The sequence below is a fragment of the Jiangella alkaliphila genome, from assembly GCF_900105925.1.
GTDB classification, from domain to species: domain Bacteria; phylum Actinomycetota; class Actinomycetes; order Jiangellales; family Jiangellaceae; genus Jiangella; species Jiangella alkaliphila.
Genome location: NZ_LT629791.1, coordinates 3,677,975 through 3,703,532, shown reverse-complemented (window position 1 = coordinate 3,703,532; position 25,558 = coordinate 3,677,975). Strand labels below are relative to the sequence as shown.

Annotated in this window: 27 protein-coding genes and 1 tRNA gene; 18 read left to right on the top strand and 10 right to left on the bottom strand. The window is 72.4% G+C overall.

Translation table 11 applies throughout. The features are described from left to right. Nucleotides 1-89: 89 nt before the first annotated feature. Entirely contained in the window at nt 90-557 is a 468-nt protein-coding gene (locus BLV05_RS16890; protein WP_046768145.1) for a MarR family winged helix-turn-helix transcriptional regulator, read from the top strand. A 2-nt stretch (nt 558-559) separates the two neighbouring features. Next, nucleotides 560-1,003: a hypothetical protein gene (locus tag BLV05_RS16885; protein WP_046768144.1), complete on the top strand. Its 444-nt coding sequence runs from the start codon at nt 560-562 to the stop codon at nt 1,001-1,003. 22 nt (nt 1,004-1,025) lie between these two features. Here the strand turns inward: BLV05_RS16885 and BLV05_RS16880 are convergent, their stop codons facing one another. From BLV05_RS16880 to BLV05_RS16860, 5 genes are all read right to left on the bottom strand, one after another. Further along, complete coding sequence (locus BLV05_RS16880; protein ID WP_082155129.1) at nt 1,026-4,388, bottom strand: S8 family peptidase; 3,363 nt, start codon at nt 4,386-4,388, stop codon at nt 1,026-1,028. Between the two features lie 156 nt (nt 4,389-4,544). After that, nucleotides 4,545-4,619: transfer RNA gene (locus tag BLV05_RS16875), tRNA-Val, on the bottom strand. Between the two features lie 56 nt (nt 4,620-4,675). Next, on the bottom strand, nt 4,676-5,137 hold the full coding sequence (locus BLV05_RS16870) for a hypothetical protein (RefSeq protein WP_152690695.1): 462 nt from the start codon (nt 5,135-5,137) through the stop codon (nt 4,676-4,678). 72 nt (nt 5,138-5,209) lie between these two features. Next, entirely contained in the window at nt 5,210-5,671 is a 462-nt protein-coding gene (locus BLV05_RS16865) for a peroxiredoxin (protein WP_046768142.1), read from the bottom strand. Next, nucleotides 5,668-6,102, bottom strand: a complete 435-nt coding sequence (locus BLV05_RS16860) for a DUF3052 domain-containing protein (RefSeq protein WP_046768141.1) — start codon at nt 6,100-6,102, stop codon at nt 5,668-5,670. The genes BLV05_RS16865 and BLV05_RS16860 overlap by 4 nt, the downstream gene beginning before the upstream one ends. Nucleotides 6,103-6,376: 274 nt before the next feature. Here BLV05_RS16860 and aceE point away from each other — a divergent pair, with 274 nt between their 5' ends. The 3 genes from aceE to BLV05_RS36590 all read left to right on the top strand — a co-directional run bounded on the left by aceE (nt 6,377) and on the right by BLV05_RS36590 (nt 10,217). Further along, nucleotides 6,377-9,124: a pyruvate dehydrogenase (acetyl-transferring), homodimeric type gene (aceE, locus tag BLV05_RS16855; protein WP_046768140.1), complete on the top strand. Its 2,748-nt coding sequence runs from the start codon at nt 6,377-6,379 to the stop codon at nt 9,122-9,124. A gap of 116 nt (nt 9,125-9,240) precedes the next feature. Continuing rightward, nucleotides 9,241-9,774 carry a phage tail protein gene (locus BLV05_RS16850; protein ID WP_046768139.1) on the top strand — a complete coding sequence of 178 codons (534 nt, stop codon included), beginning with the start codon at nt 9,241-9,243 and terminating at the stop codon, nt 9,772-9,774. Next, nucleotides 9,771-10,217, top strand: coding sequence for a hypothetical protein (locus BLV05_RS36590; protein WP_046768138.1), 447 nt, complete (start codon nt 9,771-9,773; stop codon nt 10,215-10,217). The genes BLV05_RS16850 and BLV05_RS36590 overlap by 4 nt, the downstream gene beginning before the upstream one ends. Before the next feature lie 76 nt (nt 10,218-10,293). On the opposite strand, the gene BLV05_RS16840 is transcribed toward BLV05_RS36590, so the two are convergent. Both BLV05_RS16840 and BLV05_RS16835 read right to left on the bottom strand, forming a co-directional pair. After that, nucleotides 10,294-11,040, bottom strand: coding sequence for a pirin family protein (locus BLV05_RS16840; protein ID WP_046768137.1), 747 nt, complete (start codon nt 11,038-11,040; stop codon nt 10,294-10,296). Then, the gene (locus BLV05_RS16835) at nt 11,041-11,523 is read right to left on the bottom strand and encodes a hypothetical protein (RefSeq protein ID WP_046768136.1); all 483 of its coding nucleotides are present in this window, start codon (nt 11,521-11,523) and stop codon (nt 11,041-11,043) included. Nucleotides 11,524-11,657: 134 nt separating this feature from the next. Here BLV05_RS16835 and BLV05_RS16830 point away from each other — a divergent pair, with 134 nt between their 5' ends. The 6 genes from BLV05_RS16830 to BLV05_RS16805 all read left to right on the top strand — a co-directional run bounded on the left by BLV05_RS16830 (nt 11,658) and on the right by BLV05_RS16805 (nt 18,213). Continuing rightward, nucleotides 11,658-12,857 carry a PucR family transcriptional regulator gene (locus tag BLV05_RS16830; RefSeq protein WP_046768135.1) on the top strand — a complete coding sequence of 400 codons (1,200 nt, stop codon included), beginning with the start codon at nt 11,658-11,660 and terminating at the stop codon, nt 12,855-12,857. Between the two features lie 99 nt (nt 12,858-12,956). Further along, nucleotides 12,957-14,141, top strand: a complete 1,185-nt coding sequence (locus BLV05_RS16825) for an acyltransferase domain-containing protein (RefSeq protein WP_046768134.1) — start codon at nt 12,957-12,959, stop codon at nt 14,139-14,141. A 2-nt stretch (nt 14,142-14,143) separates the two neighbouring features. After that, a complete protein-coding gene (locus BLV05_RS16820) occupies nt 14,144-15,163 on the top strand; it encodes a beta-ketoacyl-ACP synthase III (protein ID WP_046768133.1) in 1,020 nt (339 codons plus the stop codon). Nucleotides 15,164-15,267: 104 nt separating this feature from the next. Further along, a complete protein-coding gene (locus BLV05_RS16815) occupies nt 15,268-15,513 on the top strand; it encodes an acyl carrier protein (protein ID WP_046768132.1) in 246 nt (81 codons plus the stop codon). Nucleotides 15,514-15,517: 4 nt separating this feature from the next. Further along, nucleotides 15,518-16,777, top strand: a complete 1,260-nt coding sequence (gene fabF, locus BLV05_RS16810) for a beta-ketoacyl-ACP synthase II (protein ID WP_083421330.1) — start codon at nt 15,518-15,520, stop codon at nt 16,775-16,777. Further along, a complete protein-coding gene (locus tag BLV05_RS16805) occupies nt 16,777-18,213 on the top strand; it encodes a carboxyl transferase domain-containing protein (protein ID WP_046768130.1) in 1,437 nt (478 codons plus the stop codon). The genes fabF and BLV05_RS16805 overlap by 1 nt, the downstream gene beginning before the upstream one ends. Before the next feature lie 281 nt (nt 18,214-18,494). Here BLV05_RS16805 and BLV05_RS16800 read toward each other — a convergent pair whose 3' ends face one another. Together BLV05_RS16800 and BLV05_RS16795 are read right to left on the bottom strand one after the other, a co-directional pair. Further along, nucleotides 18,495-18,989: a DUF3145 domain-containing protein gene (locus BLV05_RS16800; RefSeq protein ID WP_046768129.1), complete on the bottom strand. Its 495-nt coding sequence runs from the start codon at nt 18,987-18,989 to the stop codon at nt 18,495-18,497. 137 nt (nt 18,990-19,126) lie between these two features. Beyond that, nucleotides 19,127-20,215: a DNA glycosylase AlkZ-like family protein gene (locus BLV05_RS16795; RefSeq protein ID WP_046768128.1), complete on the bottom strand. Its 1,089-nt coding sequence runs from the start codon at nt 20,213-20,215 to the stop codon at nt 19,127-19,129. 88 nt (nt 20,216-20,303) lie between these two features. On the opposite strand from BLV05_RS16795, the gene BLV05_RS16790 reads away from it, so the two are divergent. From BLV05_RS16790 to BLV05_RS16775, 4 genes are all read left to right on the top strand, one after another. Beyond that, nucleotides 20,304-20,573 (top strand): helix-turn-helix domain-containing protein, encoded by a 270-nt coding sequence (locus tag BLV05_RS16790; RefSeq protein WP_046768127.1) that lies wholly within the window; start codon nt 20,304-20,306, stop codon nt 20,571-20,573. An 82-nt stretch (nt 20,574-20,655) separates the two neighbouring features. Continuing rightward, nucleotides 20,656-20,880, top strand: a complete 225-nt coding sequence (locus tag BLV05_RS16785; protein ID WP_069110879.1) for a helix-turn-helix transcriptional regulator — start codon at nt 20,656-20,658, stop codon at nt 20,878-20,880. 60 nt (nt 20,881-20,940) lie between these two features. Beyond that, the gene (locus BLV05_RS16780; protein WP_197683694.1) at nt 20,941-21,183 is read left to right on the top strand and encodes a helix-turn-helix domain-containing protein; all 243 of its coding nucleotides are present in this window, start codon (nt 20,941-20,943) and stop codon (nt 21,181-21,183) included. 78 nt (nt 21,184-21,261) lie between these two features. Next, nucleotides 21,262-22,236 (top strand): SDR family NAD(P)-dependent oxidoreductase, encoded by a 975-nt coding sequence (locus BLV05_RS16775; RefSeq protein WP_046768125.1) that lies wholly within the window; start codon nt 21,262-21,264, stop codon nt 22,234-22,236. Nucleotides 22,237-22,256: 20 nt separating this feature from the next. Here BLV05_RS16775 and BLV05_RS16770 read toward each other — a convergent pair whose 3' ends face one another. Then, nucleotides 22,257-22,964, bottom strand: coding sequence for a hypothetical protein (locus tag BLV05_RS16770; RefSeq protein WP_152690694.1), 708 nt, complete (start codon nt 22,962-22,964; stop codon nt 22,257-22,259). A gap of 286 nt (nt 22,965-23,250) precedes the next feature. Between BLV05_RS16770 and BLV05_RS16765 the strand changes: the two genes are divergently transcribed. The 3 genes from BLV05_RS16765 (at nt 23,251) to BLV05_RS16755 (ending at nt 25,550) form a co-directional block, all read left to right on the top strand. Continuing rightward, a complete protein-coding gene (locus BLV05_RS16765) occupies nt 23,251-24,078 on the top strand; it encodes an endonuclease/exonuclease/phosphatase family protein (RefSeq protein ID WP_046768123.1) in 828 nt (275 codons plus the stop codon). A gap of 266 nt (nt 24,079-24,344) precedes the next feature. Then, on the top strand, nt 24,345-24,872 hold the full coding sequence (locus tag BLV05_RS16760) for a gamma-glutamyl-gamma-aminobutyrate hydrolase family protein (RefSeq protein ID WP_052762339.1): 528 nt from the start codon (nt 24,345-24,347) through the stop codon (nt 24,870-24,872). A gap of 168 nt (nt 24,873-25,040) precedes the next feature. Continuing rightward, complete coding sequence (locus BLV05_RS16755) at nt 25,041-25,550, top strand: glycosyltransferase family protein (RefSeq protein ID WP_052762338.1); 510 nt, start codon at nt 25,041-25,043, stop codon at nt 25,548-25,550. Nucleotides 25,551-25,558: the final 8 nt, after the last annotated feature.

Here is a 25,558-nt window from a genome sequence, read left to right as displayed (position 1 = left end):
GGGCTCCTGGGCCTCGTTGCGGCATCGCCGAGTGGATATACATTGCTTGCCATGTAATATGGATGGCAAGCAATGTATAGGAGGCGGGCATGTCGCCGACACCGTTCAGTCCGGATCGACAGGCATCGCTGGGGTACCAGGTCAACCGCCTGGCCCGGCTCCTGGCGGGCTCGCTGCGAGCCCGGATCGAGCCGCATGGGGTGGTCCCGGGCCAGTTCGCGCAACTGCTGGCGTTGTACGACGAGGACGGGATCACGCAGAACGAGTTGTGCGAGCGCGTCCAGGTCGATCAGTCGACGATGGCGCACACGCTCAAGCGGATGGAGCGAGACGGCCTGATCGAGCGTGCTCCCGATCCGGCCGATCGCCGCCGCGCGATCGTCACCCTCACGCCGCACGCATGGTCGTTGCGGCCGGCGCTCACAGCGGCGGCGGCCGAGGTGAACGCCGTCGCGACCCGAGGACTCGACGCCGCGGAGGCTGACGCCGTCATGTCGCTCGTCGCTCGCCTGATCGACAACCTGGTGGGGGACGCTCCCCTCGCTGCGGTGGAGTAGCCGTGCTGCCGGGGGTACACCGCATCGCCGGTCCAGCCGCCTTCGTGATCATCCTCGCCTTCTGGTGCGCCACCGCCTCCGTCGAGCTGGTCGGGTCGGCGGCGGCCGTCGTCGCGGTGAAGCAGGCGATCCCGTGGGGGCTGCTCGTCCTGGTGCCGGCGCTGGCGCTCACCGGAGCGACCGGTTTCGCGATGGCGAGGCGGTCCGCGGACCCGCTCGTCCAGGCCAAGAGGCGGCGGATGCCCGTCATCGCCGGCATCGGAGTGATCGTCCTGGTGCCGTCGGCCCTGTACCTCGCGGCGGCGGCCGGCCGGGACGACTTCGGTGCCGCGTTCTATGCCGTCCAGGCCGTCGAACTGGTCGCCGGTGCGATCAACCTCACGCTCATGGGCCGCAACATCCGTGACGGCCTCCGGCTCACCGGCCGGCTGCGAGCGCGCAGTTGATCGAACGTGCGGCGCTCCACGATCAGGGCCGCCCGATCCGCCAAGCACGGTCGATGCGCTGTGTCATGGTGTTGCCGTCGGCGTCGGCGACATCGACCCGGACTGTCGCGAACCCCGTGCCAGCGGCCGGTATCTGCGCGCGGAACCCGTCCTCGGTCGCGGTGACCGGCGGGGCATGCCAGCTGGCGCCGTCGTCGAAGGACACCTGAACGGTGACCTCGAAGCCGCCGGGTCCGGTCGCGCCCGGCTGGTACGCCGGCCGGACCTCCAGTGGGTACGACGCGCCGGCCGGCATGTCGTTGTACAGGCCGGCGTCCAGAACGTAGGCCGCCTGGACCAGCGGCAGAACGGCGGGTTCGTCGCCGGTTCGCCCGGATCGGAAGCTCCACATCGTGTCGGTGGACACCGACAGGTCGGACCAGTATTCGGCATCGTCGGCCACCTGGACTCGCAACTGCATCTGCGCCTCAGCGGGCGGAACGGTGAACTGCGACGGGATCGCCGAGGTGTGCGACGTCCCGACCAGCTCGCCGTCGCGGTGCAGTGTGAGCTCGAACGTCTCGCCCGGGGTGTAGCCGGCGCCGCGCATGGTGTCGTCGCCGAAGCGGTGCGGCGGGATCAGCGCCCGGATCGCGTCGCGGTGGCGCGACACCGGCAGGCCGTACTCCTCCAGCCCGGTGACCGGCGGGATGGACGGGCCGACGAGCGGGCCCCACCATTCCTGCTGGTACTCCTGCCCGGGCTCGTACAGCTCGGCCGGCGAGGTGACCGTGAACGACACCGGCGACCAGTGCGGGCGGCCGTCGCGCTGCCATTCGACGCCGTCGGTGCTGAGGTAGTCGGTGCGCTGCGCGGGTCCGTCGCGGACCAGGATCATGCTCACTCCGAGCAGCGCGCCGTCGGTGAACGGCCGCCACGACTCGCGCCGCACCTGCCGGTCCGAGGCCTCCCGGTAGGTCCCGTGCACGGCGGCCAGGTCGTCGTGGTCGACGGTGTAGGTGCGGCCGGCCGGCACGCCGTCGGCCTCGGCGAACACCAGCCTGTAGGAGTAGGTGGGCTCAGGGCTGTCCGCCGGCCGCGGCTCCTCCAGCTGCCAGGCCGTCGTGAGGTCGAACTCGCCGGTGCGCGAGGGGTCGCTGGGCAGGACGTACAGCGGCCGGTCGGTGGCGGCGTCGAGCAGCTGGGTGGTGACGGACTCGCCCCCGATCTCGCGCCGCCACAGCACCTGGGCGCGGATCAGCGTCGACGGCAGCGGCGTCTCGACGGTCATCGGCTCGCCCGCGCGGGCGTCGAACGTGACCGTCTCGTCGCCGTCGACCACCAGCTCCGGCTCGGTCGCGACGGTGACGCTGGTGGTGTCGAGCAGGCTGCCGGTCTGGATCGACGCCGCGAGCGTGTAGGTGCCCTCGAACACCTCGAACGTGGCGACGCCGTCGGTGAAGAAGCCGCGCTCGCCGGTCCAGGTGTCGAGGCTCCACAGATCGACCGGGCCGGACGCCGGCTTCCCGTCGCGGTCGGCCGCGGTGACGGTCAGGGTGTGCCGGGGCGCCTCGACGGCGAAGGCGACGAGCGTGGCGACGCGGACGTCGCGGTTGCGCGGGTCCTGCGCGACGATGTACCCCTCGTACGCGCCACCGGCCAGCCCACGCGGGTCGACCCGTACCTCCGTGCTGGCGGTGCCGCCGGCCGGGATCGACAGCACCGGCTGGCGCAGCCGGATCGGCGAGCGCGGGTCGTCGCCCGGCCCGCGGCGCTCCACGTCCGCGGTGAGCCGCAGCGTGACCCGCTGGTCGGTGGGGTTGCTGAAGGTGAGGGTCCGGCTCACCGCATCGTCGTCGTAGCGCAGCGACCCCAGGTTCAGGACCCCGTCGCTGACCTCGCTCGACGTGCCCACGGCCGCGGCGACGTCGACCCGTCCAGCTCCCTGGAAGCTGGCCGGCTCGCCGTCGAGCGGCGTGCTGGTGGACACCAGCCGGGCCTTCAGCTGCTCGCCGTCCCACTCCGGGTGCTGCTGGGCGAGAATCGCGGCGGCGCCGGCGACGTGCGGTGTGGCCATCGAGGTGCCGTCGAGCGCGGTGTAGTGCTCGTCGAGCAGGTTGCCCAGCGCGGTGCCGGCCGCCCGGGCGGCGACGATGCCGACGCCCGGCGCGACGACCTCAGGCTTGGCCGCGCCGTCGCCGAGCCGTGGGCCGCGGGAGGAGAAGTCGGCGGCATGGTCGTCCTTGTCGACGGCGCCGACGGTCAGCGCCGACGTGGCCGCGCCCGGCCCGCCGATGGTGGTCTCCAGCGGTCCGGTGTTGCCTGCGGCGACGACGAACAGCGTGTCCGACGAGGCGCTGAGACGGTCGACGGCGAGGCTCAGCGGGTCGGTGCCGTCGCTGGGGTCCGGCGTGCCGAGGCTGAGGTTGACGACGTCGGCGCCCTGCGCGACCGCCCACTCCATGCCGGCGATGATCCAGTCCTCGTAGCCGCTGCCGGTCGCGTCCAGGACCTTCCCGACCAGGAGGTCGGCGCCTGGCGCGACGCCGACGTGCGTGCCGCCCGACGCGGCGCCGGTGCCTGCGACGGTCGCCGCGACGTGCGTGCCGTGCCCGTGGCCGTCCGCCGCAGTCTGGCCGTCGGGGTCGGCGTCCGCGGTGAAGTTCGCCGCGCCGACGACCTGCCCGGCCAGGTCCGGGTGGGTGGCATCGAAGCCGGTGTCGAGGACCGCCACGGTGGCGCCGGTGCCGTCCAGCCCCTGCTCCCACGCCTGCGGCGCGCCGATCTGAGGGACGCTCTCGTCGAGCGCCGCCTCGACCCGGCCGTTGAGCCGGACACTCGCGAAGACACCGGCGTCGAGCTGCGCCCACACCGTGGCGAGCTCAGCCTTGGGCGCGCTGACGGAGACTGCGTCGATGCTGGTCAGGCGGCGTTCGACGGTGACTCCCGCCGGTGCGGACAGGGTGGCTGCCGCCGGCGCGGTGACCAGCAGCGGCAGCGCGTCGCTGACGCCGTCGTGGTAGCCCTCCCGCACCAGGTAGGTGAGGTCGAACAACCGCTCGTCCAGCCGTCCGCCGCGCAGGTGTTCCTCGGCCTCGGCCGGGACGACGTGCACGTGGCCGTCCCGCTCGTACACGCGCGGCTGGATCTCTGCCGCGGACTCCAGCCAGGCGCTCTGCCGGCCGTCCGGCGTGACACTCACGACCGCGACGTCGCCCGTGACCAAGGTGACCTGGTAGGTCTGCGCTACGGGATCGCCACCCGGTTCCGCGACGGTCCGGGGCGCGGCGACGCTTCCGGTGGGCGTCGCGGCGCTGCCGACGGGCACCGCCAGCAGGACGGCGACCAGCACCGGCGCCAGCAGGCGGCGGCGTGCGCGCTGCTGGAAGCGAAACATGTGAGGCATCGGGTCATCGTCTCCACGGGCTGGGCTCGTCACCGTCGTCCGCCACAACCTCACATATGTGGTGGAACGTTGCGATTGAGCGGATCACCCATTTATCTGATCAGGCGATGTTCACCCGTGGTCGAGGAAGTCCAGCACCCGCTGGATCACGATGTGTGGTGGGCGCAGTAGGGTTCGAACCTACGACCCCTGGTTTGTAAGACCAGTGCTCTACCGCTGAGCTATGCGCCCCGTCGACGTGCGAAGGGTCAGGGTATCGGGCGACCGGGGGGTCGCCGAAATCGGTGTCAGGCGGCGCCTTCTGGCGGCACCTTCTCCTGTTCCTGGGTGTTCACGCCGGGCGCGGCGAGGGCGTCGGCGATGGCCGACTGCGTGGGCCGGGCCGGCGCTCGGCCGAGGACGCGGTCGATGGCGCTGGCGACGTCGGCGGAGAGGTCGCGGCTGTCGGTGCGGCGGTGCCGGCCGGGGCCGGGCATGCGGATGGCGAAGCCGCGGTCCATCGTCGTCTCGACGGCGAGGAACTCGGCGGTGGCCGACGCCTCGCAGGAGCGGCAGACGGTGTGGCCGAGGCGGCGCACGAGCGTGGTGGCGCCACAGACCGAGCAGTGGTCGAGGTCGGTGGACCAGCCCTTGGTCTGCTGGCAGTCGGGGCAGATCAGCACCTGCTCATCGGCCCGGACCCCGCGCACCCACAGGTTCGTCCCCCGGGCAGGGTCGGACTGGCGGGCGCCACAGCGGTAGCACGGCACGAGCGAGCTCCCTTCCTGCTGTCGTTCTGGACCTGTCGTTCTGGACCGGCGAACGCGGAGGTGCCCGGACCGTCAGGCCGCGCCGAGCGAGCTCAGCACGCGCCGGTAGTCGTCGACGTCCCTGGCGTCGGGAAGCGCGTTGACGACGTCCCAGCGGACGGTCCCCCCTGCGTCCACTACGACGGTACCTCGAACGGCACAGCCGCGGTCGTGATCGAAGACACCGTACGACGTGGCAACCGCCCCATGTGGCCAGAAGTCGGACAACAGCGGGAATTCCAGGCCGTTGGCGTCGGCGAACACACGCAGCGCGAACATCGAGTCGCACGAGACGGCCACGACGTGCGCGGAGTCGCCGACCGCGGGGATCAGCGCGTCGCGGATCGCGGTCAGCTCGCCCGTGCACACGTTCGTGAACGCCCACGGGAAGAACGCCAGGACGACCGGCCGGCCGCGCAGGGAGGAGAGCCGGACTGCCGAACCGTGCTGGTCCGGCAGTTCGAAGTCCGGTGCCGGGGCACCGACCAGGCTCACTTGCGCGCCGACCCCTTGGGTGCGACCAGCTTGGTGCCGGACCAGTCCTCGGCCGCCGACACGGTGGACGTGGTGGACAGGCCGGCGGTCAGCGCGGCGTCGGCGATGTCGCTGGCCTCGACGGCGCCGGCGCGGCCCACCTTCGGGGTGAGCAGCCAGACCACGCCACCGGGAGCGAGGTCGGTCGTGGCGCCGATCAGCGCGTCGGTGAGATCGCCGTCGTCGTCACGCCACCACTGCAGCACCACGTCGGCGACGTCACCGGAGTCGCCGTCGAGCAGCTCGTTGCCGGTGACTTCCTCGATGTCGATACGCAGATCGTCATCGCAGTCCTCGTCCCAGCCGAGCTCCAAGACCACCTGGTTGGGACGGAAGCCGAGCTTGGCCGCCGGCCCGTCGTTCTGGTCCGAGTGGCCCGCGATCTGGCCCACCGATCGTCCTCCTCGCAGTCGTCGCGGCCCGCCCCCTGCGTTCCGCGTTTGCTGTAGTCCACCCAAGGACGCGCACTTGCGCAAGTGAACCCGCCAGACCAAGCCTGACACGCTCGCCCGAACGGGCCTATGGTGCCCCTGCTCAGCGCGCTTGGAAAGACGTCGGCGGGTCCGAATGTGACGTACGGCCGCCGAGCGAGCAGGATAGGAAACACAGAACCCGAACTCACTCGACGCTCACATCGGCGTCCTCCGAGACCACGAAGGGACAGTCGTGGCTGCCGACCGCTCGCCGATCATCATCAACGGCCTTCCGAGCCAGCTCCCGGACATCGACGCCGACGAGACGCGGGAGTGGCTCGAGTCGCTCGATGCCGCCATCGACCAGCGCGGACGCCATCGCGCGCGCTACCTGATGCTGGCGCTGCTGCAGCGCGCCCAGGAGCGGCAGGTGGGTGTCCCGAGCCTGCGCAACACCGACTACATCAACACCATCCCGCCCGAGGCCGAGCCCTGGTTCCCGGGCGACGAGTTCGTCGAACGGCGCATCCGGGCCTACACCCGGTGGAATGCGGCGATGATGGTGCAACGTGCCCAGCGGCCCGGGGTCGGCGTCGGCGGGCACATCTCCACGTACGCGTCGTCGGCGGCGCTCTACGAGGTCGGGTTCAACCACTTCTTCCGCGGCAAGGACCACGCCGGCGGCGGCGACCAGATCTACTTCCAGGGGCACGCCTCCCCCGGCATGTACGCCCGCGCCTACCTCGAGGGCCGGCTCACCGAGAGCCAGCTCGACGGCTTCCGGCAGGAGATCTCGCACGCGGGCCTGGGCGGCGGGCTGCCGTCGTACCCGCACCCGCGGCTGATGCCCGACTTCTGGGAGTTCCCGACGGTGTCCATGGGCCTGGGCCCGCTGAACGCCATCTACCAGGCCCGGTTCAATCGCTATCTGAACCACCGCGGCATCAAGGACACCAGCCAGCAGCACGTGTGGGCGTTCCTCGGCGACGGCGAGATGGACGAGCCCGAGACCATCGGCGCCATCGGCGTGGCCGCCCGCGAAGAGCTCGACAACCTGACGTTCGTGGTCAACTGCAACCTGCAGCGCCTCGACGGCCCGGTGCGCGGCAACGGCAAGATCATCCAGGAGATGGAGGCGCTGTTCCGCGGCGCCGGCTGGAACGTCATCAAGGTCATCTGGGGCCGCGAGTGGGACCCGCTGCTGGCCGCCGACACCGACGGCGCGCTGGTCAACCTCATGAACGTCACGCCTGACGGCGACTACCAGACGTACAAGGCCGAGTCCGGCGCGTACGTCCGCGAGCACTTCTTCGGCCGCGACCCCCGCACCCGCAAGATGGTCGAGGACATGTCCGACGACGAGATCTGGGGGCTCAAGCGCGGCGGGCACGACTACCGCAAGCTGTTCGCGGCGTACAAGGCGGCCACCGAGCACACCGGCCAGCCGACCGTCATCCTCGCGAAGACGATCAAGGGCTGGACGCTGGGCTCGCACTTCGAGGCCCGCAACGCCACGCACCAGATGAAGAAGCTGACCGGCGACGACCTCAAGCTCTTCCGCGACCGCCTGTTCATGGAGATCCCCGACTCCGCGCTCGAGGACGTCTACGCGCCGCCGTACTTCCACCCCGGCCAGGACTCCGACGAGCACGCCTACATGATGGAGCGGCGGCAGAAGCTCGGCGGGTTCCTGCCCGACCGCCGCACCACCGCGAAGCCGCTGGTGCTGCCCGGCGACAAGGTCTACGAGGTGGCCCGGCGCGGATCCGGCAAGCAGCCGGTGGCCACCACGATGGCGCTGGTACGCCTGCTCAAGGACCTGCTCAAGGACCCCGAGATCGGCCGCCGGCTGGTCCCCGTCATCCCCGACGAGGCCCGCACGTTCGGCATGGACTCGCTGTTCCCGACGCTGAAGATCTACTCGCCGCACGGGCAGAACTACACGCCCGTCGACCGCGAGCTGTTCCTGTCCTACAAGGAGGCCAAGGACGGGCAGATCCTGCACGAGGGCATCAACGAGGCCGGCTCGGTGGCGTCGTGGACGGCGGCGGCGACGTCGTACGCCACGCACGGCGAGCCGATGATCCCGCTCTACATCTTCTACTCGATGTTCGGCTTCCAGCGCACCGGCGACGGCTTCTGGGCGGCGGCCGACCAGCTGGCCCGCGGCTTCGTCCTCGGCGCCACGGCCGGGCGCACCACGCTGAACGGCGAGGGCCTGCAGCACGAGGACGGCCACTCGGTGCTGCTGGCCTCGACGAACCCGGCGGTCGTGCACTACGACCCCGCGTACGCGTTCGAGATCGGGCACATCATCAAGGACGGCCTGCGCCGCATGTACGGCGAAGGGTCCGAGAACATCTACTACTACCTGACGATCTACAACGAGCCGTACGTCCAGCCGGCCGAGCCCGAGAACCTCGACGTCGCGGGCCTGCTCAAGGGCATGTACCTCTACCACCCCATGGAGACCGCGCCCGGCGACGACGTCCCGCACGCGCAGATCCTCGCGTCGGGCGTCGGCATGAACTGGGCGCTCGAGGCGCAGCAGCGGCTGGCCGAGGAGTGGCAGGTCGCGGCCGACGTCTGGTCGGTCACGTCGTGGAACGAGCTGCGCCGCGACGCCCTCGCCGCCGACGAGTGGAACCTCATGCACCCCGGCGAGGACGCCCGCGTCCCGTACGTCACCGCACGGCTGCGCGAGGCCCACGGCCCGGTCGTCGGCGTCAGCGACTACCTGCGCGCGGTGCAGGACCAGATCGCGCCGTACGTCCCCACCGACTACACCTCGCTGGGCACCGACGGCTTCGGGCTGTCCGACACCCGGGCGGCGCTGCGCCGGCACTTCAAGGTCGATGCCCAGTCCATCGTGCTCAGCGTGCTGACGCTGCTGGCCCGCCGCAACGAGCTCCCGTGGGAGACCGTCAAGCAGGCCCACGAGCGCTACCAACTCGACGACGTCAACGCCACCACCGCCGAGGAGGCCGGCGGCGAGTCGTAGCAGAGCGCCAGGGGCCGCACCGAGTGTGCTGAACGCGTTCCCTTGACAAGATCGACCCGCTTTGCTGGGTGTGCCATCCGTCGCGAAGGGCGACGGGGCATCCGGAGGGGTTCGTCATGCGCAAGAAGACACCAGTCGTCTGGGCCACTGTCGCCGCGGCGACGGCAGCGGTCCTCAGCACGTCAACACCCAGCGTCGCCCAGTCCACCCAGGCGGCCCAGGCCGCGGAGACCGCCCAGGAGGTCGTCAGCTACGGGCTCGCCATCGACGGCATCAGCCTGAGCATGCACCAGTGCGTCGGCATCGGCACGGCGACCGAGGTCGTCGAGACGCGGGTGCCCGGCCCGGACGGCCAGGTCGTGACGCGCAAGGTGCCCGGCCACAGCCGCGACCACGACCTCGTGTGCACCCGTGCGGTGACCGACGACGACACGCTCGTCGAGTGGCAGCGGCTGCTGCTCGACGGCGCCCCCGACGCCCGCAAGGACGTCACGCTCACGCTGTTCGACCTGGCCGGCGCCCCGTTCGCCCAGGTCCAGTACGTCAACGCCTGGCCCAGCGAGCTCACCTTCGTCGACGCCGGCGACTCCAGCGGGGTCCTCCTCGAGGTCGTGACGATCGTCGCCGACGGTCTGGTGCGGGTCTCGTGAACCGCCACCGGATGCTCGCCGTGATCGCGACGACCGGGGTGATCGCGACCGGCGGCACGGTCGCGGTCGTGGCCGCGACCACCTCCGACGACGTGATCCACGCGTGCGTCAGCCGGGGCCTGCTCGGCCTGGGCGCCGGCGACGTACGCATCGTCGACGAACCGGACGACTGCCGGCGTACCGAGGACCCGCTGAGCTGGAACCGGCAGGGACCGGCCGGGCCGCCCGGCGCCGCGGGCCCGCAGGGCGTGCCGGGTCCGCAGGGTGTCCAGGGCGAGCCGGGGCCCCAGGGCGCGCCCGGGCCACAGGGCGTGCCAGGCCCGCAGGGCCCGCAGGGACCGCCGGGCGGAACGCTCACCGGCGACGCCCTGCTGCGCGAGTGCTGGGACGGCCTGCCGGAGGTGACGATCGGCGAGTGCGTCGCAGGCACGTTCGTGCCGTGACGCCCGGCGTCCCGGCCGTGAGTCCTGACGGCCGCTTTTGCAATGAGCACCTATACGCACCGGTGCGTATTCGTGCTCATTGCAAAGCGGCTCGCACACCACCCTGACCAGCGGCGGCGTGCATCTCCCAGACGAGCAGCTCGGCGTCGCCGCGGGCGGTCACCGTCCGGCCGCCCTCGTCGGTGAGGCGGACGGCGTCACCGTCGCCCAGCGCGCCCGCGGTCTCGACGTCGACGGCGCCGCGCGCGACGTAGACGTGCACGAACGGCGCGGACGGCAACGTCACCACGTCGCCGGGCCGCAGCCGGCCCACGTGCAACGCGGCGGCCGGCTGCCCGAGCCCGACGGCGACGGCGCCCGCGTGCCGCCGCAGCCCGCTGACCACCGGAACCAGCCCGCCATCGGCGAGGCCGGCCGTCACGTCGGCCTGGCCGTAGGACGGGTCGCCGCCCGACGCGCCGGGCGGCACCCACATCTGGACGAACCGTGCGCCGGCGCCGGTGGCCAGTTCGGAGTGGCGGACGCCGCGACCGGCGCTCATCCGCTGGACGACACCGGCCACCAGCTCGCCGCCGTGGCCGGCGGTGTCCTCGTGCCTCAGCGCGCCGGCCAGCACCCAGGTGACGATCTCGACGTCGCGGTGCGGGTGCACCGGGTACCCGCCGCGCGGCTCGGCGACGTCGTCGTTGGCCACCACGAGCAGGCCGAAGCCGACGTTGCCCGGGTCGTAGTGCGGCCCGAACGAGAACGAGTGCCGCGACACCACGCCTTCGCCAGGCGTGACGAACCGCTCCCCCGCCCGCCTGACCCGCACCGACGTCATCTACAGGCCGGTGCGGGCGCCCGCCGACTCCAGCCGGGCCAGCCACTCGCGCATGCGGTCCGCCGTCGGCGCCGTCAGCAGCAGCCCGGCGACGCTGAACAGTGCGCCGATCGCCACCGGCAGCCACACCCCGCGGGCGAACGAGTTGACCAGCCCGATCAGCGTCGGCAGCTCGGCGAACACCAGGCTCAGGAACGCCGCGCCGCGCAGCTGCCCGGCCGCCTTGACCTCGTCGGGCTCGGCGGTGGCCGGCCACGGCCGGACCATGCGCCGCGGGACGAAGATCGCGGCGGCCACGAAGACCACGCTCACCAGGAGCTGGCCGAACGCGTCGGTGCTCGTCCCGGCCTCGTCGCCGACCGTGAAGACGGCCACCGTCGCGATGACCACGACACCGGCGAGCATGGCGAAACTCACCAACCGCAGCGCGCGGCCGAGGACGTCGGTGGGCGCGCCCTCGCCGGGCGATGTGGGTGTCGACATGGGCCGCAGCCTAGTGCCGTCCGAACCGGCACCCGGCGGCGGACCACGCCGTAGCGGCCCGGATTGTCCGGTCACCACAACGACCAGCGCCCTGGTCCACCGTCTGACGGCACCGGCCGCGTACGCTGCCGAGCATGCGGCCAACCCCCGACTCCGAGCTGCCCGGCGCCTTCGGCACCAGCCGGCACGACCGCACCGTGCACCTGCTGGAGCGCGCGACCGGACGGCTCGCGACGGCGGCGATCGCCCGCATGGAAGAGACGCTCACGTGGTATCGCGCGATGCCGGCGGAACAGCGGTCCTGGGTGGGCCTGGTGATCCAGGCCGGCATCGCCGCGTTCGTCGACTGGTACCGCAACGCCGACGAGTCCCGGCCCACGCCGACGGCCGACGTGTTCGGCACCGCGCCGCGTGACCTCATCCGCTCGATCAGCCTGCAGCAGACCGTCGAGGTGGTCCGGGTCGCGATCGAGGTGGTCGAGGAGAGCGTCGAGGACGTCGTCGGGCCCGACGATGTACGCGACGTCACCGAGGGCGTGCTGCGCTACTCGCGCGAGGTCGCGTTCTCCGCCGCGCACGTCTACGCCCGCTACGCCGAGGCGCGCGGCTCGTGGGACGCCCGGCTGGAGGCGACCGTCGTCGACTCGCTGCTGCGCGGCGAGGTCGACGAGGACGTCCGGTCGCGGGCGTCCGCGCTGGGGTGGACCGCCGCCAGCGGCGTCGCCGTCATCATCGGCCGGCCGCGGCCCGACGACGGCACGTCGGCCGACGAGATCCGGCGCTCGGCCCGGCACGCCGGGTACGACGTGCTCACCGGCGGGCAGGGCGACCGGCTGGTCGCCGTGCTCGGCCGGGTCGAGGACCCGGTGCAGGCGGCGACGGCCATCGTCACCCACTTCGGCCCCGGCCCGGTCGTCGTCGGCCCGCTGGTCCCGGACCTGGTGTCGGCGGCGACGTCGGCCCGGCCCGCGGTCACCGGGCTGCTGGCGGCGGCCGGCTGGCCCGACGCGCCCCGTCCCGTCGCGGCCGGGTCGCTGCTGCCCGAGCGGGCGCTGGCCGGCGACCAGGAGGCGCTGCACGAGCTGATCGCCGAGCTCTACGTGCCGATCGCCGAGGCCGGCCCGGTCATCCTCGAAACGCTGGCCGCCTACCTCGAGACCGGGGCGTCCGTCGAGGCCGCGGCCCGGCTGCTGTTCGTCCACCCGAACACGGTCCGGTACCGGCTGCGGCGGGTCTCCGACGTCGTCGGCCTGACGCCGACCGACCCGCGCGACTCCTACACGCTGCGGCTCGCGCTGTCCCTCGGCCGGATGAACCCGCCGGCCATCGAGTGACGATCCAGTGAACGTTGTGGGAAACCCCCAAAGTTAGTCGGACGACCTTGTGCCTGTGGCCGACCCCTTCTACGCCCGGGTAGCCGCGAGGCTAAAAGGGTGCTTGTGATCGTCGCTCCCGGTCAGGGATCCCAGACGCCCGGCTTCCTCCAGCCGTGGCTGGAGGAGCCGTCGTTCGCCGCCCGCATCGACTGGCTGTCCGCCGTCGCCGGGCTCGACCTCGCCCACTACGGAACCGAGGCCGACGCGGACACGATCCGCGACACCGCGATCGCCCAGCCGCTGCTGGTGGCGTCCGGTCTGGTCGCCGCGCTCGCGCTGTTCCCGCACCCCGCCGACGGCTTCACGACGGTGGGCGCGGCGGCCGGGCACAGCGTCGGCGAGATCACCGCCGCGGCCGGCGCCCGCGTCATCACCGCCGAGCAGGCCATGGTGTTCGTCCGCGAGCGCGGCAAGGGCATGGCCGACGCGGCCGCCAAGGAGTCCACCGGCATGACCGCCGTCCTCGGCGGCGACCCGGACGACGTCCTGGCCACGCTTGCGCGGCACGGCCTCACCCCCGCCAACGTCAACGGCGCCGGCCAGGTCGTGGCCGCCGGCACCGTCGCCCAGCTCGAGGCGCTGGCCGGCGACCCGCCGCAGGGCGCCCGGCTGCGCGCGCTCTCCGTCGCCGGGGCGTTCCACACGACGCACATGGCGACGGCGGTCAAGCGGCTGCGGCACTACTCGCAGTCGATCAGCACCCACGACCCGCGCACGCTGCTGCTGTCCAACCGCGACGGCCAGGTCGTGCACGACGGCCGCCAGGTGCTCGACCGGCTGGTCGACCAGGTGTCGAACCCGGTCCGCTGGGACCTGTGCATGCAGTCGATGGCCGACCTCGGCGTCACCGGCCTGCTGGAGGTGCCGCCGGCCGGCACGCTGACCGGCCTGGCCAAGCGCGCGCTGCCCGGCGTCGAGACGTTCGCGCTGAAGACGCCTGACCAGCTCGACGCCGCCCGCGCGTTCGTCGAGAAGCACGGCAGCCAGTCGAACCCGCTGGCCACCAACCCGACGTGGCGCCTGGTCGTCGCGCCGGTCAAGGGCACGTTCGCCTCCGGCGGCGCCAAGGCCGGCGACCTGCTGGCGGCCGGCGACGCCGTCGGCGCCGTCAGCTCGCTGCGCGACACCGTCGAGGTCACGGCGGGGCACGGCGGCACCATCATCGAGTGGCTGGTCGAGGACGGCGACCCGGTCGCTCCCGGTCAGCCGCTGGTCCGGCTGCATCCCGAGGCGGTGGCGTGAGTATGAGCGGTGTCACGATCCAGGCGGAGCGGCAGCCGCGGTCGTCGCGCATCCTCGGCATCGGTGGCTACCGGCCCAGCCGGGTCGTCACCAATGCGGAGATCATCGAGAAGATCGACTCCTCCGACGAGTGGATCCGCACCCGCTCGGGCATCGAGAGCCGCCGCTGGGCCAGTGACGACGAGACCGTCATCTCGATGAGCCTGGCCGCCGCCCGGAAGGCGCTGGCCGACGCCGGCGTCCAGCCCGAACAGGTCGACTGCGTCATCGTCTCGACCGTCACGCACCTCTACCAGACGCCGTCCGCGGCCGCCCAGATCGCCTATGAGCTGGGCACGAACAAGGCCGCCGCGTTCGACGTCTCCGCCGCGTGCGCCGGGTTCTGCTACGGCCTGTCGCTGGCGTCGGACATGGTGCGCGTGGGCACCGCCGGCCACGTCGTCGTCATCGGCGTCGAGCGGCTCTCCGACCTCACCGACAAGACCGACCGGTCGACGGCGTTCCTGTTCGCCGACGGCGCCGGCGCGGCCGTCGTAGGCCCCGCCACCCGGCCCGCCGAGGCCGGCATCGGCCCCGTCGTCTGGGGCTCCGACGGCCAGCACCTCGACCACATCAGGCAGAAGGAGCACTGGCGCGACGCCCTGTTCAACGAGACCGGGCCGGCCATGCCGCACCTGGTCATGCAGGGCAACGCGGTCTTCCGGTGGGCGTCCTACGAGATGGCGAAGGTGGCCCAGGAGGCGCTCGACGCCGCCGGCGTCACCGTCGACGACCTCGACGTGTTCGTGCCGCACCAGGCCAACATGCGCATCACCGACGCGATGTCGCGCCAGCTCAAGCTGCCCGAGCGGGTCGCCGTCGCGCGGGACATCGCCACCCAGGGCAACACCTCGGCGGCGTCCATCCCGCTGGCCATCGAGCGGATGCTCGAGACGGGCGAGGCGCAGAGCGGCGACCTCGCCCTGATCATCGGCTTCGGCGCCGGGCTGGTGTACGCCGGCCAGGTGATCCGGATCCCCTGACGTACCGCCACAAGCCCATCCGACGGCGTGTGGGCACCTACGATCGTCACCGACCACGTTCGGTCACGAGAGCATCACACAACCCAACGAGGAGAACGACAGCCATGGTCAGCACCGAGGAGATCCGCGAGGGTCTTGCCGAGATCGTCAATGAGATCACCGGCGTTCCCGCCGAGGACGTGCAGCTCGCCAAGTCCTTCACCGACGACCTCGACATCGACTCGCTGTCGATGGTCGAGGTGGTCGTGGCCGCCGAGGAGAAGTTCGGCGTCAAGATCCCCGACGAGGAGGTCAAGAACCTGGCCACCGTCGGCGACGCCGTCACGTTCATCGAGAAGGCAGGGTCGTAACCGCATGTCGCGTTCCCAGGCACGAGTCGTCGTCACCGGGCTCGGCGCCACCACGCCCGTCGGAGGCGACGTGGCGTCGACCTGGGAGTCCCTGCTCGCCGGTCGTTCCGGCGTACGCAAGCTGACTCAGGAGTGGGTCGCCGACCTGCCGGTGCAGATCGGTGCGCCGGCCGCCGTCGACCCCTCCGAGGTCCTCCCCCGCGTCGAGGCCCGGCGGCTGGACCGCTCGGCCCAGTTCGCCATCATCTGCGCCCGGCAGGCGTGGGCCGACGCCGGTTTCTCCGGCCGGTCGAGCGAGGCCGGGCTCGACCCGGACCGCGTCGGCGTGGTCTGCGCCTCCGGCATCGGCGGGCTCACGACGCTGCTGTCCAACTACGACCAGCTGCGCGAGTCCGGGCCGCGCCGGGTGTCGCCGCTGGCGATCCCCATGCTGATGCCGAACAGCCCGTCCGCGAACGTCAGCATCGAACTGCAGGCGCAGGCCGGCGCGCACACCCCGGTGAGCGCGTGCTCGTCCGGCGCCGAGGCGCTCGCGTACGCGCTGGACATGATCCGGGCCGGCCGGGCCGACGTCGTCGTCGCCGGTGGCACCGAAGCGGTCATCTCGCCGCTGCCGATCGCCGCGTTCGCGAACATGATGGCGCTGTCCAAGCGCGACGACGACCCGGCCGTCGTCAGCCGTCCGTTCGACAAGAACCGCGACGGGTTCGTGCTCGGCGAGGGCGGCGCGCTGATGGTGCTCGAGTCCGCCGAGCACGCCGAGGCGCGCGGCGCGAAGATCTACGCCGAGCTGGCCGGCGCCGGCATGAGTGCCGACGCCCACCACATCGCGCAGCCGGAGCCGTCCGGCCGCGGCGTCGTCACGGCGATGCGCAAGGCGCTGACCGACGCCGGGCTGACCCCCGACGACATCGCGCACGTCAACTGCCACGCCACGTCGACCCCGACCGGCGACATCGCCGAGTCGGTGGCCCTCAACACGGTCTTCGGCGACCGGACGCCGTCCATTCCGGTCACGGCGCCGAAGTCGATGATCGGGCACCTGCTCGGCGGCGCCGGCGCCGTCGAGTCGCTGGCCACGGTGCTGACGCTGTACCACGGCCTGGTCCCGCCCACGGCGAACGTCGACGACGTCGACGACGACATCAACCTCGACATCGTCCGCACCACCCCGCGGAAGCTCGACGACGGTCCGCTGGCCGCGCTGAACGACTCGTTCGGGTTCGGCGGGCACAACGTCGTCCTGGCCTTCAGGAGGGCCTGATGACCGCCCTGGCCGATCGTCCGGCATCGTCCGCGCCGGGTGCGAAGCCGCGGCGGGACGAGGACCCGCGCAACCCCAAGCACCGGCTCGCCGCCCTGTTCGACGAGGGCTCCATCGAGCTGATCAGCACCGACGACCTCAGCGGCATGCTCGCCGCCGTCGGCACGATGCACGGGACGCCGGCCGTCGCGTTCTGCTCCGACGCCACGGTCATGGGCGGCGCCATGGGCGCGGACGGCTGCCGGGTGGTCGTCGACGCGTACGAGCGGGCGCTGGCCGACGGCGTCCCGATCATCGGCCTGTGGCACTCCGGCGGTGCCCGGCTGCCCGAGGGCGTGCTCTCGCTGCACGCCGTCGGCGAGATCTTCGCGGTCATGACCCGCGCGTCGGGCAGGATCGCGCAGCTGTCGGTCGTGCTCGGCCCGGCCGCCGGCGGCGCCGCATACGGCCCGGCGCTCACCGACATCGTGATCATGGGCCCCGAGGGCCGGGTCTTCGTGACCGGCCCCGAGGTGGTCCGCTCGGTCACCGGCGAGGACGTCGACATGCTGCGGCTGGGCGGCCCGGAGCCGCACGGCCGCCGTTCCGGCGTCGTCCATGTCGTCGCGACCACCGAGCGGGAGGCGCTGGACCGGGCGCGGGCCCTGGGCGCGCTGCTCGGTTCGCAGGGTTCGCTGGACGTTGCCGCCGTTGCCGACCGCGACCTCGGCGTGCACTTCCCGGAGTCGGCCAAGCGCGCCTACGACGTCCACCCGATCGTCGACGACCTGCTCGACGACGCCACCGGTATTGAGCTGCACCAGCGCTGGGCGCCGAACATCACCACCACGCTGGGCCGGTTCGGCGGCCGCACCGTCGGCGTCATCGCGAACAACCCGCTGCGCCTCGGCGGCTGCCTCGACTCCACGTCGGCCGAGAAGGCCGCCCGGTTCGTCCGCATGTGCGACGCGTTCGGCGTGCCGCTGCTGGTCGTCGTGGACGTCCCCGGCTACCTCCCCGGCGTCGGCCAGGAGTGGGACGGCGTCGTCCGGCGTGGCGCGAAGCTGCTGCACGCGTTCGCCGAGGCGACCGTGCCGAGGGTGACGCTGGTGACCCGCAAGGTCTACGGCGGCGCGTACATCGCGATGAACTCGCGCGCCCTGGGCGCGACGCGGGTCTTCGCCTGGCCGACCGCCGAGGTCGCCGTCATGGGCGCCGTCGCCGCCGTCCGGATCCTGCACCGGCGCAAACTGGCCGAGGTGGCCCCCGACGTCCGCCCGCAGGTCGAGGCCGAACTGGCCGACGAGCACGCCCGCATCGCCGGCGGTCTCGACCGCGCCATCGAGCTCGGCGTCGTCGACGAGGTCATCACGCCCGAGCAGACCCGCTCGGCGCTCGCCCGCGCCATCGCCGACGCCCCCGACCGGCGCGGCGCGCACGGCAACATCCCGTTGTAGCGTCGCCTCGCAGGACCCGAGCTCCCGCCTCGCCAGGGCCGTCTGGTGGGGCGGGAGTTCGTCTCTCCTGCCCCTGCACGACGGAGCGCCCCGGACCGCGTGGGTCCGGGGCGCTGCTACGTGGTGAGGCCGCTGTATTTCCCGGTCACCGGGCCGGGGACAACCACCGGAGCCGGAGCGGCCACGTCTTGAGGTGTGTTACTTGTCCGTGACCATACCGAGGACTTGGCGTCTTGTGAAGGCCCTGTCGAGGATGAATTTGCCGCCGCTCGCCGACCCGCTCAGACGACCTGGTGAAGCCACCGGACCGGCGCTCCGTCGCCCGCATAGCGGAACGGCTCGAGCTCCTCGTCCCACGGCGCGCCGAGCAGCCGGCGCAGCTCCTCCTCGAGGTCGACCTCACCCAGAGACGCCTTCACGACGGCGGCCTTGATGCGGTCCTCGGGGATCATGATGTCGCCGTGGACGCCGGTCACCGCGTGGAAGACGCCGAGCTCCGGGGTGTAGGAGTAGCGCGCGCCCTCGCAGCCGAGGCTCGGCTCCTCGGTCACCTCGAAGCGCAGGTGCATCCACCCGCGCAGCGCCGACGCGATCTTGGCCCCGGTGCCGGAGGCACCCTGCCAGGACAGCTCGGCGCGGTACATCCCGGGTGCGGCCGGCTGCGCGCTCCAGTCCAGCTTCACGCGCACACCAAGAGCGCCGGCCACTGCCCACTCAATGTGTGGGCACAAAGCCGACGTAGCGGCGTGAACGTACAGAACGCCACGAGTCGTCACCGGATCCTCCTGCGGTTCGAGGGACGCCTTCCCCTGCGACCTCGTTCCGCCCAGGCGAAACCTGCGACGGATCCATTGTGCACGACGAACCACCCCGCCGCCACGTTCCCCGCACCGGCCGCTCCGGCGTGTCCGCTTCAGCCTGCCGTCGCGACCTCGACCTCTTCGACGCCGAAGAACCGCCCGATGACGTCGGCGTCGGCGCGGACGGACTCGTGGTCGGCCCAGGCGGGCGGCAGGCCGTCGAACGCGGTGGCGGTGAGGGTGAGGCGGCCGCGGCCGGTGCGCCGGCGCCAGGTGCCGGCGATCTCGCCGTCCCACAGGACGATGCCGGGGTTGGCCGTCGCCGCCCAGACCTGGCGACGTGCCGCGGGGTCGGGCACCAGCAACTCGCGGTCGGCCAGCTCGGTGAGCGGATCGTACGAGCCGAGCAGCCGCAGCTCGTCGGGCGCCGGCGGATCGTCGAACGACGGCGCGTCGGCCGCGAGGATCGAGCCGCGGCGGCCGTCGGCCTCGACGTCGGTGAGGTCGGGCTCGGCCAGCGCCCACCAGCGCTTCGCCGCGGCCGGCGCGAGGGACAGCCACGTGGCCAGGTGCGTCGGCCGCACGGGCCCGGCGGCGTGGACGAACCGGCGGACGAGCTCGGCCCGCGCCGCGTCGACGTCGTCCGCACCGGCCCCGCCACCACCTGAGGCGCGGAAGCGGAACACCTTCGGCGACTCGACCTCGATGACGAGCCCAGTCTGCAGCGTCGCGTACCGGAACAGCGCGTCCTGCACGTGGTGCACCCCGCAGCCCTGACACCACGGCGCCAGCCGAGCATCGACGCGGGGCGAGACGGCGCCGGACAGCTCGCCCTTGGTGCGCGCGACCCCGCCGGCCATGACGTCGCGCATGACGGCGGCGACCTCGTCGACGGCCGCGCCGAAGCCGGACCCGATCTCGGCGCCGAACCGGCCGATCGCCTGCTGGGCCAGCTCCGCGCCGTCGTCGACGCGTAGGGCGGCGGCCAGCAGCCCGAGATCACCCGATCGGTGCAGATGCGTGGCGGCCCGCACCGAATGCACCAGTACGGCGTCGCCGTCCGCGGCGCCGCGCAACGCCGTCGCGAGCCGCGCCGTGGCGCCCGTCGGATGGTCCTGGACGCCGGTGAGCAGCACGGATCCCGTCCCGGACAGCCCGCTGACCGCGGCCCGGTAGGCGAGTACCTGCGCACGCGTGACCATGAGTCCACCTTGCCACCCGGCACTGACAGCCGAAGAATGCCATCCATAGTCTGTCGACCCATAGTGCCCAGCACCCGACCGTGGACGAGTGTCCACGACCGAGGAGTACGCCCGCGGCCTGCGTGAGGCGTTCGCCGCCCGGCTGCAGCAACTGCGCGACGCCGCCGAGCCGGAGTTGAGCCAGGAGGCGCTGGCCATCGCCGCCGGGCTGGATCGCTCGTACGTCGGGATGCTCGAGCGCGCCGAGCGTACCCCGTCGATCTTCGTCGTGCACCTGCTGGCAGGGGCGTTGGGGCGGCCGGCCAGCGATCTGCTGCCCGATCACCCGCTTCCCGTTCTGCCCGCTGTGCCGGATTAGTGCCCTCGGTCCCAGTCGGCGAACTCGCGCATGCTACTCATAGTCTGTAGATCTTGACGGGGGCGACCCGCAGCGTAGACGGGTGCCCCAGCCTCCCGACGATGAGCGTCGCGCCCTCAGCGCGTTCGGCACTCGCGTCCGGGAGCTCCGTCGTGAGCTGGGCCTCAGTCAGGAGGACCTCGCCGATCGCGCCAACCTCCACCGCACCTACGTCGGCTCGATCGAGCGCGGCGAGCGCAACGTGGCACTGCTGAACATCCATCGGCTCGCCCGTGCGCTGGGAGTGACCGCCCGCGATCTGCTCTGACGCGAGGGTGCTCTCCATAGTCTGTCGACGAAACGATCATCATGCCCCGACGGTGAGGGGATGCCCGCACACGACGACGTCAAGGCTCGCAAGGCCGAGTTCCTGATGGCCTTCGGCGAGACGGCGCGCGCCCGCCGCGGGGCGCTCGGACTGACGCAGCGGCAATTGGACGCCCGCATGGGCTATCGCGGCAAGTTCTCCGGCGGGGTCGAGCGCGGCGCCCGCAACCTCACGCTGGACAACCTCTATCTCCTGGCCGCGGCCCTCGAGACCGACCCAGGGGACCTGCTGACCGGGACGTGACGCGCGGCGGGCCGCCTGTCCGGGCGGCTGTCCCGGCACCTTGACTTCGAGCGCACTCGAACTCGTAGCGTCGATGCCATGACGATGCTTCAGCAACACCCGATCGGCACCGGGTTCGGCGCCAAGTCCACCGCCACCGAGGTCCTGGCCGGCGTCGATCTCACCGGCCGGCTCGGGATCGTGACGGGCGGCTACTCCGGCATCGGCCTGGAGACCACCCGCGCCCTCGCCACCGCCGGCGCGCACGTCGTCGTCCCGGCGCGGCGGCCGGACCGGGCCGTCGAGGCGCTGGCCGGCGTGGACGGCGTCGAGGTGGACGAGCTGGACCTGGGCGACCTCGATAGTGTCCACGGCTTCGCCGAGCGGTTCCTCGCCTCCGGCCGCGGCGTCGACCTGATGATCGACAGCGCCGGCATCATGGCCTGCCCCGAGACGCGCGTCGGGCCGGGCTGGGAGGCGCAGTTCGCGACCAACCACCTCGGGCACTTCGCGCTGGTCAACCGGCTCTGGCCCGCCCTGGCCGGCGGCGACGGCGCCCGCGTCGTGTCCGTCTCCTCCCGCGGCCACCACCGCTCCCCCGTCCGCTGGGACGACGTCCAGTTCGAGACCGGCTACGACAAGTGGGTCGCCTACGGCCAGGCGAAGACCGCGAACGTGCTGTTCGCCGTGCACCTGGACGCGCTCGGGCAGGACGCAGGCGTGCGGGCGTTCGCGCTGCACCCGGGCGGCATTCTGACGCCGCTGCAGCGGCACCTGCCGAAGGAGGAGATGGTCGGGTTCGGCTGGATCGACGAGGACGGCAACGGGCTGCTCGACACCTTCAAGACGCCGGAGCAGGGCGCCGCGACGCAGGTCTTCGCCGCGACGTCGCCGCAGCTGGCCGGGCTGGGCGGCCTCTACCTCGAGGACTGCGACGTCGCCGGCCCCGCGTCCGGCGAGGGCGCCGACGCCACCGGCGTCAAGGACTACGCCGTCGACCCGGACCAGGCGGCCCGCCTGTGGGCGCTCTCGGCCTCCCTCACCGGCGTCGACGCCTTCGCGTCTACCCGCTGACGACCTGACCGCGGGCGGCGTCAACGCCAGTCCAGTCGTTGCCAGGCGTCGAGCGCGCCGTGCCGGGCGTCGGCAAGCTCGGCCGCCCGCACGTCGGCGACGTGCACGCCATCCCAGGGCCGGAACCCGAGCCGCTCCAGCACGGCGGTCCGCCGCGCCTGCAGCCGCTCGGCCACCCGCTCACGGGCGACGCGGCCGAGACCGGTGACACCGGGCGGACCCGGGGGCGTCGCCTCCAGCCCCGTCACCCGGAACGCGGCGAGCCGGGCCACCGGCAGGAACGCCGCGAGCGCGCCGGCCAGCAGCACCGGGCCGAGCCCGTGGCCGCGCCACACGGGCATCAGCTCGTACCGGCGGACGACGACCACCCGCGGCGGGCCGTCGCTCACCCACTCCTCCAGGTCGGGCGGGAGCGCGCCGCCGTCGCCGGCCGCCGCCGCGGCGAGGAAGCCGGGCGCCCACGCGCCCAGCAGGACGGCGTCCAGTGGCACCCGGCCGCGGCGCAGGTCGGCGACGGTGACGGACAGCTCGGCGACGTGGCGGACGCCGGGCGGGCAGACGTCCAGCGCGGAGACGTCGGCCGTGACCTCCCACGCCTCGGGCTGGAGCTCGTCGTCGGGCTGCCACCACACGCGGCGGTGCAGCACGGTCAGCTCGACGGACATCGGGTTGGCCGGCGGGTGGGTCTCGAATCGATCGACATCAGGTTCGCAGGCAGGGTCGGCCATGTCAGGTCACCTCGCTCGCACGACATGGTGGGCAGACGGGTCGGCCGGCCGGGGTCGCAGCCGAAAGGGGCGATCACGTGCGTCGCAGGCCCGCCGAACGGGGTGAGGGCGGATCGCATCGTTGGCGCACCGCGCAAACCCACCCTGGACTTGCTACTCATAGTCTGTCGACCGAGAGTGTGCCACACGTCGGCAGCTCGCGCGTCGGCTTCAGCTGATTTCCGGCTGTGGTTCACAAAGAGAAACCAGTGTTGCAGTGACCGATACCACTGCTATCGTCGTCGTCATGGCGGATGCAATCGTGCTGCGCGTCCTGACCTGCAACGTGTGGAACCTCGACGGCGAGCCGGACCGGCAGTATCGCTTGCGCGAGGGAATCCTGGCGCTGCGACCCGACGTGGTCGCGCTGCAGGAGGTCGTGCGCACACACGCCGAGGATCAGCTCGCCATGCTCTTCTCCGGGACCGGCTTCCACCTGGCGCACCAGTTCGAGTCACCGGAGACGGCTCCGGCTGACAGGATCCATGGCGTTGCGCTGGCCTCCCGCTGGAGACCCACCCGAGTCGACGCCCTCGCACTGCCGCAGGGCGCGCACGAAGGCGGCATCAGGTCCGCCCTCGCCGCGACCATCGCCTTGCCGAACGGGCTCGACATCCTCGTCATGGTGGTCAAGCCGTCGTGGGAGCTCGACGGGGAAGCGATGCGGGTGCAGCAGGCACAGGCGATCGCCGAGTTCGAGGCGAAGCTGCGCGCCGGCGCTCCGTCGATCATCGCGGGCGACTTCGACGCCACGCCCGACGCCGACAGTCTGCGGTACCTGACCGGCCGGGCAGTCGTCGACGGGACCAGCGTGTACTACAGCGACGCGTGGGCCGTCGCCGGCGACGGCGGGCCGGGCCACACGTGGACCGCCGGCAACCCGCTGGCGGCGCCGCTCGTCGACCTGCTCATCGGGCAGCCGTCGCATGCCCGCCGCATCGACTACATCCTCGTGGGCTCCCGGCTGAACCACCGGGGCACGGTGGCCCGGGTGCTCAGTTGCCAGGTCGTCCTGACCGACCCCCCGGTGAGCGATCATTTCGGAGTGCTGGCGGAAATCGCCGTCGAACCCTGAGGCCGCCATCGCCGTAGATCATCCCTTGGCCCCGAGTCATCGGCGCTGGTTAGGTGGGAGGCCCACAGCCAAGAGGGTGACCGCAAATGGTCGGGAACACGAGCCCTGACACCTCCACCGAGTCGGCTTCCCGACCTTATTGGCGAAACTCGAAAAGATCGGCCCGGGTGATGTGGTCATTTCCAGCATCGGCGTCTCAGGACAGGCGATCGTCACCAATACGCTGATCGAACTCGCTTGAACCTGAGGTCCGCCTCGCCCTCGACGTGCGGTGGCCGGCGTTCCTCGCCACCTGCGGGCTCGTGGGCGTCCCGCTGCCACTGGACCCCGAGCTGGCCGAACAGACGATGGACCGCGCCGGCTGCGCGGGCGTCGTCCTGACCGGTGGCGACGACCTCCACGCGTACGGAGGGCCAGGCCCGGCCCGGGACCTGCTCGAGCGACACCTCCTCGAACGGGCCGTCGCACGGGAGCAGCCGCTGATCGGGGTGTGCCGGGGAATGCTGATGATGGCGCACACGTACGGCGCCGAGCTGCGCCGCGTCGAGGGCCATGTCGCGACCTGGCACCGGCTGGACGGCGACGGCGGCCGGCTGGTCAACAGCTATCACCACTGGGCCGTCCTCGACCCGCCGCCGGCGTTCGCCGTCCTCGCCCGGCACGGCCGCGTCGCGGAGTCCGTCCGGCACGTGTCGGCGCCGCTGACCGGGCTGATGTGGCACCCCGAGCGATGCGACCCCTTCGACCCGGCGGACGTCGAGCTGTTCGCGCGGACGTTCGGCGCGGCGCCATGAGAGGGGTCATCCTCGGCGCCGGCCGCGGTTCCCGGATGGGGCCGCTGACCGCCGACCGGCCCAAGTGCCGCGATCGCGCGGATCGCCGTCGTCACCGGCTGGCAGGCGGACCGGTTCGACGGCCGCGGCCTGCGGCTGTTCCACAACCGGGAGTGGGCCGGCTCGTCGATGGTCGACTCGCTGGCCTGTGCCGCGGACTGGCTGCGCGCCGGCCCGACGGTGGTCTGCTACGGCGACATCGTGGTCTCCCCGGCCGCCGTCCGCGCCGTCGCGGCCAGCCCGGCCGCCATCGCCGTCGCCTACGACCCGCAGTGGCTGGGCCAGTGGGCCGACCGCTTCGCCGACCCGCTGACCGACGCCGAGACCTTCCGGCTGGCGCCCGACGGCACCATCGCCGACATCGGCAACACCCCGCACTCGATCGACGACGTCGCGGGCCAGTACCTCGGGCTGCTCAAGCTCACCCCGGACGGCTGGGCCGCCATCGCCGCCGCCCTGCCGGAGCTGGCGCCCGGGGAACGCCGCGACATGACCGCGCTCCTCTACCGGCTCATCACGACCCAGGCGGCGACGGTGACCGCGGTCGCGGTGCCCGGGCCCTGGTGGGAGTTCGACGCACCGCACGACCTCACCGCGGGCCGGCCGGTCATCGAGCAGCTCGACCGGCTGCTGGCCTAGGACGCGCT

What these genes read in the sequence shown, in the direction of transcription:
- BLV05_RS16890 (WP_046768145.1), top strand. Translation starts at nt 90, where the DNA reads ATGTCGCCGACACCGTTCAGTCCGGATCGACAGGCATCGCTGGGGTAC.
- BLV05_RS16880 (WP_082155129.1), bottom strand. Translation starts at nt 4,388, where the DNA reads ATGCCTCACATGTTTCGCTTCCAGCAGCGCGCACGCCGCCGCCTGCTG.
- BLV05_RS16850 (WP_046768139.1), top strand. Translation starts at nt 9,241, where the DNA reads ATGCGCAAGAAGACACCAGTCGTCTGGGCCACTGTCGCCGCGGCGACG.
- BLV05_RS16840 (WP_046768137.1), bottom strand. Translation starts at nt 11,040, where the DNA reads ATGACGTCGGTGCGGGTCAGGCGGGCGGGGGAGCGGTTCGTCACGCCT.
- BLV05_RS16835 (WP_046768136.1), bottom strand. Translation starts at nt 11,523, where the DNA reads ATGTCGACACCCACATCGCCCGGCGAGGGCGCGCCCACCGACGTCCTC.
- BLV05_RS16830 (WP_046768135.1), top strand. Translation starts at nt 11,658, where the DNA reads ATGCGGCCAACCCCCGACTCCGAGCTGCCCGGCGCCTTCGGCACCAGC.
- BLV05_RS16820 (WP_046768133.1), top strand. Translation starts at nt 14,144, where the DNA reads ATGAGCGGTGTCACGATCCAGGCGGAGCGGCAGCCGCGGTCGTCGCGC.
- BLV05_RS16815 (WP_046768132.1), top strand. Translation starts at nt 15,268, where the DNA reads ATGGTCAGCACCGAGGAGATCCGCGAGGGTCTTGCCGAGATCGTCAAT.
- fabF (WP_083421330.1), top strand. Translation starts at nt 15,518, where the DNA reads ATGTCGCGTTCCCAGGCACGAGTCGTCGTCACCGGGCTCGGCGCCACC.
- BLV05_RS16805 (WP_046768130.1), top strand. Translation starts at nt 16,777, where the DNA reads ATGACCGCCCTGGCCGATCGTCCGGCATCGTCCGCGCCGGGTGCGAAG.
- BLV05_RS16795 (WP_046768128.1), bottom strand. Translation starts at nt 20,215, where the DNA reads ATGGTCACGCGTGCGCAGGTACTCGCCTACCGGGCCGCGGTCAGCGGG.
- BLV05_RS16780 (WP_197683694.1), top strand. Translation starts at nt 20,941, where the DNA reads ATGCCCGCACACGACGACGTCAAGGCTCGCAAGGCCGAGTTCCTGATG.
- BLV05_RS16775 (WP_046768125.1), top strand. Translation starts at nt 21,262, where the DNA reads ATGACGATGCTTCAGCAACACCCGATCGGCACCGGGTTCGGCGCCAAG.
- BLV05_RS16770 (WP_152690694.1), bottom strand. Translation starts at nt 22,964, where the DNA reads ATGGCCGACCCTGCCTGCGAACCTGATGTCGATCGATTCGAGACCCAC.
- BLV05_RS16765 (WP_046768123.1), top strand. Translation starts at nt 23,251, where the DNA reads ATGGCGGATGCAATCGTGCTGCGCGTCCTGACCTGCAACGTGTGGAAC.
- BLV05_RS16755 (WP_052762338.1), top strand. Translation starts at nt 25,041, where the DNA reads ATGGTCGACTCGCTGGCCTGTGCCGCGGACTGGCTGCGCGCCGGCCCG.